We start from the raw sequence: 13,276 nt of genomic DNA on the forward strand, positions 1-13,276 counted from the left end.
GTATTTGTTTTTTGGTTATGCATAATAAAAACTTTTACTCCACCTATTTATTAAATTTAACTATTTTTAAGCAAAATTAAAAATTACAAACTAATTTTCATTAAAAAATTTCAAATCAACAAAGTTTTTGAAAGAGTCAAATTGAAACATTTAATATATATTAATACAATAGTTAATAATGTAACAAAATTTATAGGCCATAACCTATAAAAAAATTTTAAATTGGAGATAATTAATGATTGTTGGAACCCGTGGGAGTCAATTAGCTTTAGCCCAAACAAAACAAGTTTGCGCTGATTTGTCTAAAATAACTGGCGAATCTATTGATGTTGAGATTATCAAGACAAAAGGAGATAAAATTACTACATCACAATTATATAACATGGATTCAAAAGGTCTTTTTACAAAAGAATTAGATATTGCTCTTTTAGAAGAGGAAGTTGACTTCACAGTACACAGTTTTAAAGATTTGCCTACTGAATTAGATGAAGATTTAGAAGTTGTTGCTGTTCCAAAACGTGAATCTCCAAATGAAGTGTTAATCTCAAAAAAAGACTGGAATGATCTGGGGCCAGGTTCTCGCCTTGGAACAAGCAGTCTTAGAAGAGAAGCATTCTGTAATCTTTACAATAAAGAATTTGAACTCAGACCTATCAGAGGAAATATTGAAACTAGGATTCAAAAAGCTTTAGAAAGCGATTTAGATGCAACTATCATGGCACAGGCGGGCCTTAAAAGATTGAATCTGACAAAATATATTAAAAATGTATTTCCACTAGATTATATCACTCCCCCTGCTGGTCAAGGTGCATTAGCTATAATTACAAGGCGCGACTCAGATAAAAAAGAGTTAATTTCTAAATTAAACGATTACATCTCAATGCAAGAAGTATTTGCAGAGAAAAAAGTGCTTGAAGAGCTGGGCGTTGGTTGTCAATGGCCAATAGGCGCTATAGCACGTGTGAAAAATGATGAATTTAATATTTATTCAATATTATTAACTAAAGAAGGAGAAATCCTTAAAGAACACACAGAAAAAGGATCTATAAAAAATGCGGTTGAACTTGGCGGCCGCATTGGAAGAATTTTTGAGGATTATGTTTAAACGGAGGAATTAGATTGAAGAGTGTTAACGTAGGAGTAGTCGGTGTGGGAGCGATGGGTGAAAACCATGTTCGTGTTTACCACAAAATGGAAGAAGCAAATTTAGTCGCTGTAAGTGATGTAAGTGAAAGAGCACTTAAAAAAATCGAAAAGAAATACGGTGCTAAAGGTTTTACAGAATACAGTGAACTATTAGAAAACCCCGAAATTGAGGCGGTGAGTGTATGTGTACCAACCACATTCCACCATGCTGTTGTAATGGAAGCTATTAAACATGGAAAACATGTTCTAGTTGAAAAACCTATTGCATTTACAGTACAGGAAGCTGAAGAAATGATTGCTGCTGCTAAAGAAGCAGGCGTTCTACTTGCAACCGGACATGTTGAAAGATTTAATCCTGCTGTTCAAAAAGCTAAGGAACTTATTGATGATGGAGTAATTGGAGATGTAGTATCTGCTTTTGCAAAAAGAGTAGGACCACTCCCACCAAGAATTAAAGATGTCGGTGTATCAATTGACTTGGCTATTCACGATTTAGATATAATGAATTACTTATTTGAAGAAGAAGTTACTCAAGTTTACGGTTCAATGAACTGTAGTTTCGATGACAGTGAATTTGAAGACCATGCAGAAATAATGGTTAACTTTGACAACGAATCTACAGGAATTGTTGAGGTAAATTGGTTGACTCCATACAAACGTAGAGAATTGGAACTTACCGGTACTGCAGGAATCATATCTGTAGATTATATTAAACAGAGCATTGAAGTGTATGGTAAATTTGCCCAAGATATTCAAATTAAACACGAAGAACCGCTTAAAAGTGAATTAAGATCATTCTTAAATGCAGTGATGAATGGAGAAGAACCAGAAATTACTGGTGAAGATGGGCTTAAAGCTCTTAAAATGGTTATTGCTGCAAACAGATCCTCTAAAGAACATAAACCAATTAGTTTTGAAGAACTTAAGTAAGGTGATAATGTGAAAGAAAAATTAATAGCAAAAGCTCAAGAACTCAGACAACATGGATTTACCACTGGGGAAATTGCTGACGAATTGAATGTTAGTATGGATACTGCTAGATGGTTAACTCTTCAAAAAACAACTGAAGAGAAAACAGAAGCTCCAGTTGATTTTGCTATAAACTGGAAAAGCATTGGTGGAAACTCAACCCGTTTAAGTTATGTTTCAGGCGCTTTAAGTGATATGGCATTATCACATGGGGAAGCTGATACTGTAGTTGGTGTTGCAGTTAGTGGAGTTCCATTTGCAACAGTAATGGCCGATTTGATTGAAGATATGAGCGGAGAAGATACTTCCTTAGCTATTTTCCACCCTCATAAACATAGAAAAGATGCTGACGAAAGCAACGACGAAGGTACCATCAGTACCAACTTCGGAAGCGTTGAAGGAAAAAGAGTCGTGATTGTTGATGATGTAATCACAAGCGGAAAAACCGCAAAAGAAGTTATCCACACTGTAAAAGACCTTGGCGGAGAACCTACTTGTGTTACAGTATTAATCGACAAAGCAGGCCTTTCCGAAATCGAAGGCGTGCCTGTTGAATCTTTAATTAAAGTTAGTAGATTATAATCTACTACAATTTTTTCATTATTTAAAACACCACCACACTAAAAAAAAATATTAATAACTTAATTGATACACTTTAAATACAGAGGTGAAAAAATGTTCATTACCATTCTGGCCTTTAAGAACTTGCATGGTGAAAAACCACTCAAATTAGACGCAATAGTCAAATTAGTCAAAGAACCTGACAACAAATATGATACAGAAGCGATAGCCTGCGAAGTAAGATATTTCGGAAAAATCGGTTATGTTGCAAACAGTACAAATACCGTGATAAAAGGCTGCATGAGTTCAGGCCGTGTTTTCGATAAAATTGATGACGAATACTTTGCTAAAGTTAAATTCATAACCGACAATAATGCAATAGCCAAAATATTGTCTGCAGATGAATTCATTGAAGAAATTGAAAATCCGGAAAGTGATGTTCACTATTTAAGTGAAAATCCATCAAAATTGGAAGCACCACATTAAACCACATTACGATTTAGAAGATGATATAAATGATGACCCTTGGCAAGGATATTGAACTTTTAAAACCGCAAGTGCACGAAAACCTCGCAATAATCCCCCTAAAAACTGAAAAATCATATATTGACATAATGACCCTTAAGAAAGGTTTTGAATTGGGATTAGCTGAAGTTAAAGAATGTGACAATTCACAGGTAAACACATTAATCGTCAAAAATATGGCAGTTACACCATTAATCTTAATTGATGGTGAAGAAGTAGTTGGAGGAGACCAGAACCGTATAGTGAATGCAACTATCCTGATTGATGCAAAAAGTGAGATGAAGATACCTGTAAGCTGTACTGAAAAGGGAAGATGGGGTTTTAAAAGCGAATTCAAGCAGTCAAATTATATTGCAAACTATAACACCAGAAGAGCGAAGGAATACGCTTCAAGAAAGCATCATCATTTTCAAGACGTAATTTGGTCATCAATCAATGATTTGGAAATTGAAAATTCATTCGCATCACCTACAAGCGCAATGGAAGAAAGCTATGAAAATCTAAAGATTGACCACAACAAGATTATAAGCGAATTTGATATTGTTCCGGGCCAAAATGGCGTTTTGATTATTGTAGACGGTGAAATCAAAGGTTTTGAATTATTCCTAAACTCTGAAATCTACAAAGAGTTTCATGAAAAGATACTTAAAAGCTATTTGATCGACTCAAAAATAGAAAACAAGACATTTACAATAAATGTTGATGCTGCACAACTGGTGATTAACAATGCTCTTGCTTCAACATTTGAGGAAAAACAGAATCACGGTGTTGAAGAAGCATTTGAATTTGAAAATGATGAGGGTCTTGGAACACTTTATACCTACAAGGACCAAATTATTCACTTATCCTACTTTAAAAAGTTAGAAGATATTATTGAGGATGGAGTCATTGAAGATATCTCTTTAAAAACGGATATCTAGTTCATCCATCATCTTTTCTATTTTTAAATTTAAATCCCTGATGTTGGAATCAATGTCCTGTTTTTCCATAACCAATTCATCAAGGGAAATGAATTCCCCTTCAAATGTGTCCACATAACGGGAAACTGAAAGATTAAAATTGTTATTTTTTATTTCATCAATGGAAATTAAATTGGAGAATTTAGGCAATGACAATCTCCTTACAAAAGCATTCTCCATCTTTTCAATGGTTGTATCATCTAAAATGAGATTTTTTCTAAATAATCCCGGATAAACAATATCGCTTCTTTTTGTTTCATAGTCTGAAGACATGTCAATGAACAGAATATCCTTATTTACCCTGTTTTTCCTGAATACGATTACGACTTCCGGCCTTGAACGGTTGATCTCATTCGGAATCCTAATAATCGTATCAATGTAATTTTTCTTCAATGTCAAGTATTTCCTAAGAATTTCAAGTGAATTCTTGAATAGGAAATTTTCAGAAATGCTTATAGCCATTATTCCATCATCTTTTAGGGAATCAATCAGATTGAGCAAAAATAAAAATTCACTATCCCTAAGAATTTCATATTGTCCTTCAAAATCTATATTTAACTCATTTTCAACATCGATTTTATTGACAAGATTTTCCAAAGCACTGTTTAATTCACTGTCTAATTTGAATGAATCCCCATCAATGCCGAAGTTATTCAGCAAAAGATTTTCCAATTCGCTGCGTTTGCTTCTTTTTGACATTTCCCTGCTTTGGTTGATATTTGAAGAATAGTAATTCTTAATGGCTATCGGAATTCTGGATAGAATAACATCAAAAGATGCTCCATTAATGTCGACTGAATCAAGAGCATCCTCCTGTTTTAAAAATACGTTTTTAAATGAAAAGTTATTTATGAAAAATCTGACAATCGTATAAAGATAATTCAGCCTACTTATATCCTTGCCGTAGCAATAGCTTAAACCGTATTCTATTTCTTTACGCAATTTCATGATGGAGCTTCCATCTTTCATAAATGGATCGTAAGCACTTTCAATAGTTTGTTTTTCACTTAAAACCAGTTTAGACAATATTTGTGTGATGAATTCCGGATTGGAACTGACATGGGCCAATCTGGATGCAGAAATTATATCAAATACATCACTAAACTCCAAATCCAATTCAAAAACGTCCAATTGGGAAATTAAATATATGATTTCGCAAACATTTTTGGTAACTTCCTCATCATATTCATAAGTATCGATTTCATTGTCGATGGTTTTGAACAAATCATCAAAATATTTTAGATTATGATATTCTGAGCTGAATATTGAGTATTCTGGAAATATTTTTAAGAAATCCGGCAGAAATCCTGGTTTTAGGTAATTATTGTTAACAACCTCATCAATGAAAGCTTCAGATCTTTTAATATAAAATCCGTATAATTTCAATGCATCGAAGGACACCCTTTCCTGATAAGCAGGATTCCTATAGGATTCATCGATGGTTAACTCCTTATCCTTTAATTCAAGCAAGAGGAAGTCTTTTATGTTATCTGAGCAATATTTATATAAAAAAGTGTAAAGAACTATGTAGTCCATTTCATCAGGAAGCTTGACCCCTCTGGATTTGGACATCAGTTGTTTTAAAATGGTGTAATTTGTTGATTTTTTATCTTTCATGGATTATCTCCCCACAAATCATTTAGAATTGCTTCTTTGAGGTGTCTGTCATATTCGACCTGGCGTTGGTCTTCGAATATTTTATCATTGATCGTGTTTAAAAGTTCCCCATATTTTATCTGTGTTTCCAAATCCGGAAGGATGAGTTGAAGCTGTTTTATTTCCTTAAGAGATGTATGAGGCAGCTTTCCACTACCTCCGAGTTCATGCAGTTGCTTTTTAATATGAGCATTTGTTAGCAGATGTGCAATGAATTCCGGATCAAATCCCTTTTTGAGTCTTATTATTGCAATCCTGTCACTTATTATCAAGTCTTCATCTTTAACGCAAACAACATCATAAGGATATGTCATTTTCATTAACACATCATTTTTTCGTGTATAATACCTGTCTTTAAAGGTGCCATTCAGTTTCACTTCTTCAAAATCGGATAATATTCCATCTTTTTTAATGGATCTTTGCACAATTACCTTGAATTTTTCCCCATCCTCATCTAAGTAACGCCTATATGAGAGTCCGGAAATGATTTCTGCTATATCATTTAATATTATTTTTTGCATTTTTATCCCTTTGAAGAAAGTTTTTGTGATGGTGGTTGAATGAGCATTAGTTTTGGTGGTGAGCCAAAACTAATCTATTGGTAGAGGCCTCCTACATCATCGAGCAGTGGTGTTTCATCAGGGATTTCTGATGGGTCGATTTTTTCTGCGGAAACTCCGCCAATTACTCCTACGCTTTGAATATTATCTTTCAAAACCGCAGTTGAGGTGATTCCAGGACCTTGCGGTGATAATACGAATAAATCAAGGAATACTTCATCTTCACCAACAATGAATGCCGGTTCGATTGCCTCTGACGCTTTTGTTTGAACTTTGATTAAGATATGTTTGGCTTCGTTTTCGCCTTCAATACCAATCTCTTTCCTTATTGTTTCATCTAAATGTTTTACTTTTTCGCTCCAATTAATTTTTGAGTTCATATCATTACCTCGCTTATTTTTTTATTTTTCACCTTAAAATACAATGGTGTGGCTTTAGTGTCAATGCATTTTTTAGAAAGTTATGCCCTTTCTAATAATACATTGAATTTCATAGTATATAAACTTAACTATTTTAATTATATTTTTCAAAAAATTACAGTTTTCAACTGCAAAATAATATATATTTCAGGTTATATATAAAGGTTTTTGTATTTTTTAAAAAAATGCAAAAAAGTGAGTCCGTGCTTATGCACAAATATTAAAAAAAGGTTAAAGTTTAAGATTAAAAAAAGTATAGAAATTGTTGAATAAAAAATAGAATGAGAGGCAGAGATTACGCCTCATCTTTTTTCTTTTTATCTTTCTTGTCGACGATTACCATCTTTTGTTCTTCTTCGTCAACTTCCATTACAATTGGATCGGATTCTAATGCACCAGGGTCCTTTTCAATACATTCATTGATTTTAGATTGAATTGTTCCAATATCCTCTGTATCGATTAAGTCAATTATCTCTAATTGTTGTTGGAATCTTTCAATACCGTCGAGAGGAACATTTTCAACAAAAGGAATTGCCCCAGTAGCGCCGATGATTTTCTTTTTATCTGCGTCAGCACCGTGTTCATATAATGCCTGAATACTTTGACCGGTGATGTGACCTTGCACTTCAGCACCAGCCAAAATCAAGAACCTAATATTTGGATTAGATATAATATTCGCTACAACTTTTTCAATACCTAAGTTTTCTGTTTTACATGGTCCTGCAATAGCTGCTCCAGATAATTCTGCTTCAATGTGAGAAGCAAGAGTAGTTACTGCAACTGGACTTTCTGGATCTCCTACAATATAGTCACCACTAATTACCGGCCAACCATCTGCAGGTGCTTTTTTATCAGCCATGATTGATTCCTCCTATTGCATACTTGAATTTATTTATAAGAATATTTAAATATTTTGAAAACTTTGGTAGTATAGTTCAGAAGGTTTCCCAATATATTCAAAGTCATCCTTGTTTTGCAAGTATTTTACACCGATAACTTTTTCATCAGGGAATTTTGTAACAACACTCATTCCCTCATTAACATCAATTATGATTAGTTTAGTGTTTTCCTCACCAGCAGCTTCTATTTTTATGATATCATCATTTTGAAGAAGTTCCGCATCTTCAAATTCATTACTAATATCCGTTGAATACCAGTGCTGTGGCAATTTAACTCTTATATCCAAATCATCTAACAAATCTTTAACATGCATTTTAATACCCTCTCTGATTTCTATATAGAAATTATATTTAAATAATTTATAAATATTTTGTAACTTTTCAAGGGTGTTAAGTAGCTAAACCAAGAAATGTATTTTGTTCTTGTCGATGTCGTCCAGCGTATGAGCATCAGGAATATCTTCAGAATGGCCTAAAGCCATTATTCCAACAATCCTATAATGGTCATCGATTTTTAAAATATCTCTAACAATTTCCTCAGAATCCTTGCCGTTCTTACTTCTTAAATGGATTTGAACCCAACAACTTCCAAGACCCAACTCAGTTGCCATTAAATGCATGTAAGTTAGAGCAATTGAAGAATCTTCAATCCAAGTATCTGCAATCATAGTATCCCCAACGACAACTATTGCTTTATTAGCGCCCTTAATTAAATCCGCACCATGATCTTTAGATTTGGATAATTCTTCTAAAGTTTCTTCTCTTTCAACAACCATGAAGTTGCATGGTTTACGATTCATACTTGTCGGTGCGAGAAGTGCCGCTTGTAAAATTTTATCCAATTCCGATTTTGTAATCGGTTCATCACTAAATTTTCTTGTACTTCTTCTTTTAAGCATTACATCAATAAGTTCCATAGCAATATTTTTAGAAAATAATGTAATTATATATTGTGATATACCATTGGCACAATTATTCTTTCAACATTGGCATTGCATTATAGAAATTGAAAATCACGCATAATTAAATTAATAGAAATCAAATCAAACCCCATTTAATTAAATGTAATTTTAAAATACTTGAAAAAAATTATGTTTGAAAAAATAAATTAGTATATTGTTGCATTAATCAACAATCAATTGTTTAAAAAAAATCGAAGCTGCGGCAGAGCAACTTCGAAATGTTATTTTTCACGACTTGTTAATCAGTCACTTATTAATTATTACTTTCATAGTTTATAAATTAAATGGTTTAAAAAAAATCTCTTAAAATCTTTTTTGAAAAGTCCAAATTTAATGCAATAAAATCCATATTTTAAAAAGCTTAAAATCAATGATAAAATCTAAATATTGATTTAATAGCATAATAGATACATTTAAAAACTATTAATAAAATATTAAGTAAATACAAACAGAATTGGTGAGAAATATGCAATTTAAGAGCAATATTAATATGAAAGATATATCTCGCATGATAGAAATCGCAGAAATTTACAGTATTACTAATCAAAAAGGAAAATATGAAGAATGCCTTAAAAATATCATTAAACTTTGTGACGAATCCCCTAAAAATGAAGACACACTACAAATTAAAATGCACTCATTAACCTTATTAAATAAACCATATAAATCACTGGAAACGACAAATGAACTATTAAATTTAAACCCTTACAATATTCACGCATTACTTAATATTGCTGCATATTTAAGGAGTGATTAAATGTTTAAAAAAGATTCCATTGAAATAATGCTAAAAAAGGCGAACAAACGTTTAGAAGAAAAAAATTATATTGAGGCCAAGAATATTTATTTAAAATGCCTTGCAATAGAACCCGATAATCTAAATGCCCTGAATAATTTAGCGCAATTATATGGTCTGCTTGGAGACGACATAAAAGCAAAAGGATATAATGAACTACTTTTAGAAGAATGCAACAAACAGTTACAACACCAGAAAAACAGGACTCTCCTAATGTTAAAAACAAATGCATTAATTTCCCTTAAAAGAAATGAAGAATTGAATGAAACATTAGATGAGCTACTAAAAATAGAACCAAAAAACATTATTGGGCTATTTCAAAAAGCGCATTACTTGGAAATAACTAATCAGAACGAAAAGGCAATTGAATATCTTGATAGAATCTTAGATGATGACCCTTATAATATTGCGGGACTACTTTCAAAGGGAAGGAATCTTGTCAGATTAGATGAATTTGAAAAAGCGGAAGACTGCTATAACCTAGTTTTAAAAATCGAAACAAAAAACATTACTGCAATCGGTTTAAAATCAGAAATGCTTAAAAAGAAACATGACACAACAATAACCCCACATGATCTCATGCAGAAAGCCATTTATTGTTGGGAAATGAAAGATTTTGAAACATCGGCTGAATTTTTTAAAAAGGCAATCAATTTAAATCCTAATTACGATGAAATATGGTTTGCCCAGGGAGAATTGTTCATTCGTATGGGAAAAATCACAAATGCAATCAACTCATTTGAGGAGGCTTTCAAGCTCAATCCCAATAGTGGAGGAATTGTAAAGCATGAAGAATTTTTTAAGTTACTTAATCGGATGAAATGGATTAATACAGTCCTCGGATATGAAAAATAGGGCATTATTTTTAATACATCAAATTACAATTTAAAACCTGTTCCTACAAATTGTGCAACATCACGGCCGGTGTCATCGGATACATTAACAATTACGATTGAAGATGTGCGGCCACTTTTACGACATGTTGCCTCTGCAATGAGTTTTTCTCCTTTAGGAGCAGACAAATAGTTTATACTTACCTGTTGGGCCACAGTTAACTGATGAATCTGATTGGACAATACTGCAAAAGCAAAATCGGCCAATGTAAATATTACACCACCCATTACTCCTCCATAAGCATTCTTATGCTCATCAGTTACTCTTAGTGAACAAATTGCCTTGTCCTCTGTCAAGTCATCTAATGTTATTCCTGCATTTACTGCAAATTTGTCTTTGTAGAAGAATTCTCTTGCGCTTTCAACTGTTTCATAATTTACCATAAGTACACCAGATAATTATTTATTTATTCATATTAATAAAATTGCAGATAGCAATTAATAAATATCTATTTCAACATATTTTTAACTACCAAAATACGGGAGGTAATTAAATGAAATTAAATAAAGTATTTGTCGCACTAATAATTTTGATTTTTGTCTCAAGTATCGGAATGGCAGTGGCGGAAGATGCTTCTGTTGCAGGTTATACATTCACAGTACCTGAAGGATACACAATATTAAATACTACTGATGATTCTGTAGTAATGCAAATGGATGATAACAACGCAATTGTATTTTCAACCAACGTTGGAGATGACATAGAAGCTGCTAAAGAAACCTTCATATCACAAGGAAAAGAATTGATTGAAGAAAATGTTCAAGACTTAGATGGTTTAGAAGTTAATCTACAAGCTTTCTCCGTACCTGGAACTGACATTAATTCTTACAATTATATTGTATTATCCGACGACGGTAATATCTTAGTTACTGTTTCAAGTGATGATCCAAACTTTGATACTGATTTAAACTCTGAAGGCAACCCTGCTGCGGAAATCTTCAATAGTTTAGAAATGGAATAGATTTTAAATCTATTCTCCTTTTTTTTATTTATTTACATAAGAATATTAATCTGAAATTTTAAAAGTAATTATATGACAGATTTAACTTTTAAAATAGCTGAAAGACAGGATTCTCCTTTAATTTTAGAATATATTAAAAAACTTGCCGATTATGAGAAAAGATTAGATGAAGTTATCGCAACTGAAAGCGATATTGAAAAGTGGGTTTTTGATGAAAAACAAGCAGAAGTAATATTTGCCTACTTAAATGATAAAGTAATCGGTTTTGCATTGTATTTTTTAAGTTTTTCAACCTACATTGGAAATGTGAATATGCATTTGGAAGATCTTTTTATTGACCCCGAATATCGTGGCAAAGGTTATGGAAAAGCGCTTTTAAAAGAACTTGCAAATATTGTGCTTGATAGAGGTTACGGTCGCTTTGAATGGACCTGCCTTAGCTGGAACAAACCAAGCATTGACTTTTACTTATCAATTGGTGCCGAACAGAAAGATTGGAACGTATTCCATTTCAAAGGTGATGCTTTGGAAAACTTCGTGAAAAATAAATAGAAAGGAATCAATGAATGATTCCCAAATTATTCTCTTTTTGTATTGAATTCGTCTTTTGAACGTACTCCCACAAGGGAAGCAAATATTGCAAGAACGCATGCAACAGTACAGATTAAACAAATTGTCTGTGATGCCTGAACAATCATGCTTGCATATTGTGGAGCAAGTTTTAAACTGCCCATCACCCAAGCAAATATTAATGTTAAAAGGCCCAAACTCATTGTTTGACCGATTGTCCTCATTGTTGCCTGTGAAGCGGATGCAGTCGGAGCATATTTTGGTGGAACTGAACTCATTATCGCATTCATATTCGGACTTGAGAACAATCCCATACCGATACCCTGCAAAACCATAGCCAATACAACAACATAAAGCGGTGTGTCTCCATTCAAGAATGTCAATATTGCCAATGCAACTGCAGCTATTGCCATACCTGTCGCCGCAAGCTTTTGTGGATGAATCCTATCTGACAGCTTACCTGCATTAGGCGCCATCACTGCCATTATGATTGGAGTGATAATCAATATTAAACCTGACATTTGGGCGTCCCAACCACGCACATACTGGAAATGGTAATTCAAAATTGTTGTAACCACCATAATTGCGATATAACTACATAATGCAGCTACATTGGATGATGTGAACTTACTGTTTTTAAATAGTTTCATGTTGAATACTGGAGAACTTTGTTTTAACTCATAAGCACCAAATATGCATAAAACAATTAATCCAAATACAGTTAAAATGATACCCTGAGTATTAACCAGTGATGTAAATCCATAAATGAATGTTAAAATACCTATTCCCCATAAGATTGAACCGACTTTATCAATTGGCTGATCTTCATATGTTTTCCACTCTTGAGGTATTTTTAAAACCATTATTATGATACATAACACTAAAAACGGAATTACAAAATAAAATATTGATCTCCAGCCGATATTGTGGACTAAAAATCCGCAAATTACCGGTGACAGTGAGGTTGCAAGATATACTCCGGTTACGGTAAACCCTAAAGCTTTACCCCTATTTTTTGGAGGCACAGCATGAACAACCATTGCCATGGCAGAAACGTTTAAAAACGCCATTCCTGCACCCTGCATCATTCTGAAAAATAAAAAGGACTCTGTTGAAAATGATAAACAAGCCCCAATTGATCCTATTAAGAATACTATTATACCTGCCAATAATGATTTTTTAACACCGAATTTTCCTGAAATTTGCCCAGCCGGAACAGTGAACATCGCAACAACCAGGAATAATATTGTCGGCACCCAATTTTGGATGACGTTATTCATTCCAAAATCCTGCGCAATTGCTGGAACTCCTATAATTACACCATTTGATAAAAACACTGCAAAAAATGAAGTTATAAATGATATAAATACTACATATGTTTCAAATTTTATCTCCATAT

At 33.0% G+C, this 13,276-nt stretch carries 16 protein-coding genes and 1 pseudogene; 9 read left to right on the forward strand and 8 right to left on the reverse strand.

Annotated features, from left to right (window positions below; all coding sequences use genetic code 11):
* Positions 1-235 precede the first annotated feature (235 nt).
* The 5 genes from hemC (at position 236) to IKS50_RS06085 (ending at position 4,121) form a co-directional block, all read left to right on the forward strand.
* A complete protein-coding gene (hemC, locus tag IKS50_RS06065) occupies positions 236-1,105 on the forward strand; it encodes a hydroxymethylbilane synthase (RefSeq protein ID WP_292846959.1) in 870 nt (289 codons plus the stop codon).
* 14 nt (positions 1,106-1,119) lie between these two features.
* Positions 1,120-2,076: a Gfo/Idh/MocA family protein gene (locus IKS50_RS06070; protein ID WP_292846962.1), complete on the forward strand. Its 957-nt coding sequence runs from the start codon at positions 1,120-1,122 to the stop codon at positions 2,074-2,076.
* Positions 2,077-2,085: 9 nt separating this feature from the next.
* Positions 2,086-2,697, forward strand: coding sequence for an orotate phosphoribosyltransferase-like protein (locus IKS50_RS06075; protein WP_292846965.1), 612 nt, complete (start codon positions 2,086-2,088; stop codon positions 2,695-2,697).
* A gap of 93 nt (positions 2,698-2,790) precedes the next feature.
* Positions 2,791-3,162, forward strand: coding sequence for an HIRAN domain-containing protein (locus IKS50_RS06080; protein WP_292846968.1), 372 nt, complete (start codon positions 2,791-2,793; stop codon positions 3,160-3,162).
* Positions 3,163-3,191: 29 nt separating this feature from the next.
* Positions 3,192-4,121, forward strand: coding sequence for an ARPP-1 family domain-containing protein (locus tag IKS50_RS06085; RefSeq protein WP_292846971.1), 930 nt, complete (start codon positions 3,192-3,194; stop codon positions 4,119-4,121).
* Here the strand turns inward: IKS50_RS06085 and IKS50_RS06090 are convergent.
* The 6 genes and pseudogenes from IKS50_RS06090 to IKS50_RS06115 form a co-directional block, all read right to left on the reverse strand.
* Complete coding sequence (locus IKS50_RS06090) at positions 4,104-5,777, reverse strand: N-6 DNA methylase (RefSeq protein ID WP_292846974.1); 1,674 nt, start codon at positions 5,775-5,777, stop codon at positions 4,104-4,106. The two genes, IKS50_RS06085 and IKS50_RS06090, sit on opposite strands and share 18 nt — an antisense overlap.
* On the reverse strand, positions 5,774-6,337 hold the full coding sequence (locus tag IKS50_RS06095; protein WP_292846977.1) for a restriction endonuclease subunit S: 564 nt from the start codon (positions 6,335-6,337) through the stop codon (positions 5,774-5,776). The genes IKS50_RS06090 and IKS50_RS06095 overlap by 4 nt, the downstream gene beginning before the upstream one ends.
* 74 nt (positions 6,338-6,411) lie before the next feature.
* Entirely contained in the window at positions 6,412-6,756 is a 345-nt protein-coding gene (locus IKS50_RS06100) for a hypothetical protein (protein WP_292846979.1), read from the reverse strand.
* Positions 6,757-7,150: 394 nt separating this feature from the next.
* Positions 7,151-7,654, reverse strand: a pseudogene (gene mtrA, locus IKS50_RS06105) (tetrahydromethanopterin S-methyltransferase subunit A); the annotation flags it as partial.
* Between the two features lie 45 nt (positions 7,655-7,699).
* The gene (locus IKS50_RS06110) at positions 7,700-8,008 is read right to left on the reverse strand and encodes a hypothetical protein (RefSeq protein WP_292846985.1); all 309 of its coding nucleotides are present in this window, start codon (positions 8,006-8,008) and stop codon (positions 7,700-7,702) included.
* An 84-nt stretch (positions 8,009-8,092) separates the two neighbouring features.
* A complete protein-coding gene (locus IKS50_RS06115; protein WP_292846988.1) occupies positions 8,093-8,611 on the reverse strand; it encodes a nitroreductase family protein in 519 nt (172 codons plus the stop codon).
* Between the two features lie 511 nt (positions 8,612-9,122).
* Between IKS50_RS06115 and IKS50_RS06120 the strand changes: the two genes are divergently transcribed.
* The gene (locus IKS50_RS06120) at positions 9,123-9,413 is read left to right on the forward strand and encodes a lipopolysaccharide assembly protein LapB (RefSeq protein WP_292846991.1); all 291 of its coding nucleotides are present in this window, start codon (positions 9,123-9,125) and stop codon (positions 9,411-9,413) included.
* Positions 9,414-10,307 carry a lipopolysaccharide assembly protein LapB gene (locus IKS50_RS06125; RefSeq protein ID WP_292846994.1) on the forward strand — a complete coding sequence of 298 codons (894 nt, stop codon included), beginning with the start codon at positions 9,414-9,416 and terminating at the stop codon, positions 10,305-10,307.
* A 23-nt stretch (positions 10,308-10,330) separates the two neighbouring features.
* On the opposite strand, the gene IKS50_RS06130 is transcribed toward IKS50_RS06125, so the two are convergent.
* Positions 10,331-10,729, reverse strand: coding sequence for a PaaI family thioesterase (locus IKS50_RS06130; protein WP_292846997.1), 399 nt, complete (start codon positions 10,727-10,729; stop codon positions 10,331-10,333).
* A gap of 110 nt (positions 10,730-10,839) precedes the next feature.
* On the opposite strand from IKS50_RS06130, the gene IKS50_RS06135 reads away from it, so the two are divergent.
* Together IKS50_RS06135 and IKS50_RS06140 are read left to right on the forward strand one after the other, a co-directional pair.
* Positions 10,840-11,307, forward strand: a complete 468-nt coding sequence (locus IKS50_RS06135) for a hypothetical protein (RefSeq protein WP_292847000.1) — start codon at positions 10,840-10,842, stop codon at positions 11,305-11,307.
* A 72-nt stretch (positions 11,308-11,379) separates the two neighbouring features.
* Positions 11,380-11,859 (forward strand): GNAT family N-acetyltransferase, encoded by a 480-nt coding sequence (locus IKS50_RS06140; protein ID WP_292847002.1) that lies wholly within the window; start codon positions 11,380-11,382, stop codon positions 11,857-11,859.
* Positions 11,860-11,885: 26 nt separating this feature from the next.
* Here IKS50_RS06140 and IKS50_RS06145 read toward each other — a convergent pair whose 3' ends face one another.
* Positions 11,886-13,274, reverse strand: a complete 1,389-nt coding sequence (locus IKS50_RS06145; RefSeq protein WP_292847005.1) for an MFS transporter — start codon at positions 13,272-13,274, stop codon at positions 11,886-11,888.
* Between the last annotated feature and the right edge of the window lie 2 nt (positions 13,275-13,276).

This window comes from Methanobrevibacter sp. (assembly GCF_017539065.1).
Taxonomy (GTDB): domain Archaea; phylum Methanobacteriota; class Methanobacteria; order Methanobacteriales; family Methanobacteriaceae; genus Methanocatella.

What these genes read in the sequence shown, in the direction of transcription:
- hemC (WP_292846959.1), top strand. Translation starts at nt 236, where the DNA reads ATGATTGTTGGAACCCGTGGGAGTCAATTAGCTTTAGCCCAAACAAAA.
- IKS50_RS06120 (WP_292846991.1), top strand. Translation starts at nt 9,123, where the DNA reads ATGCAATTTAAGAGCAATATTAATATGAAAGATATATCTCGCATGATA.
- IKS50_RS06135 (WP_292847000.1), top strand. Translation starts at nt 10,840, where the DNA reads ATGAAATTAAATAAAGTATTTGTCGCACTAATAATTTTGATTTTTGTC.
- IKS50_RS06095 (WP_292846977.1), bottom strand. Translation starts at nt 6,337, where the DNA reads ATGCAAAAAATAATATTAAATGATATAGCAGAAATCATTTCCGGACTC.
- IKS50_RS06115 (WP_292846988.1), bottom strand. Translation starts at nt 8,611, where the DNA reads ATGGAACTTATTGATGTAATGCTTAAAAGAAGAAGTACAAGAAAATTT.
- IKS50_RS06110 (WP_292846985.1), bottom strand. Translation starts at nt 8,008, where the DNA reads ATGCATGTTAAAGATTTGTTAGATGATTTGGATATAAGAGTTAAATTG.
- IKS50_RS06140 (WP_292847002.1), top strand. Translation starts at nt 11,380, where the DNA reads ATGACAGATTTAACTTTTAAAATAGCTGAAAGACAGGATTCTCCTTTA.
- IKS50_RS06090 (WP_292846974.1), bottom strand. Translation starts at nt 5,777, where the DNA reads ATGAAAGATAAAAAATCAACAAATTACACCATTTTAAAACAACTGATG.
- IKS50_RS06080 (WP_292846968.1), top strand. Translation starts at nt 2,791, where the DNA reads ATGTTCATTACCATTCTGGCCTTTAAGAACTTGCATGGTGAAAAACCA.
- IKS50_RS06125 (WP_292846994.1), top strand. Translation starts at nt 9,414, where the DNA reads ATGTTTAAAAAAGATTCCATTGAAATAATGCTAAAAAAGGCGAACAAA.
- IKS50_RS06145 (WP_292847005.1), bottom strand. Translation starts at nt 13,274, where the DNA reads ATGGAGATAAAATTTGAAACATATGTAGTATTTATATCATTTATAACT.
- IKS50_RS06100 (WP_292846979.1), bottom strand. Translation starts at nt 6,756, where the DNA reads ATGAACTCAAAAATTAATTGGAGCGAAAAAGTAAAACATTTAGATGAA.
- IKS50_RS06130 (WP_292846997.1), bottom strand. Translation starts at nt 10,729, where the DNA reads ATGGTAAATTATGAAACAGTTGAAAGCGCAAGAGAATTCTTCTACAAA.
- IKS50_RS06085 (WP_292846971.1), top strand. Translation starts at nt 3,192, where the DNA reads ATGATGACCCTTGGCAAGGATATTGAACTTTTAAAACCGCAAGTGCAC.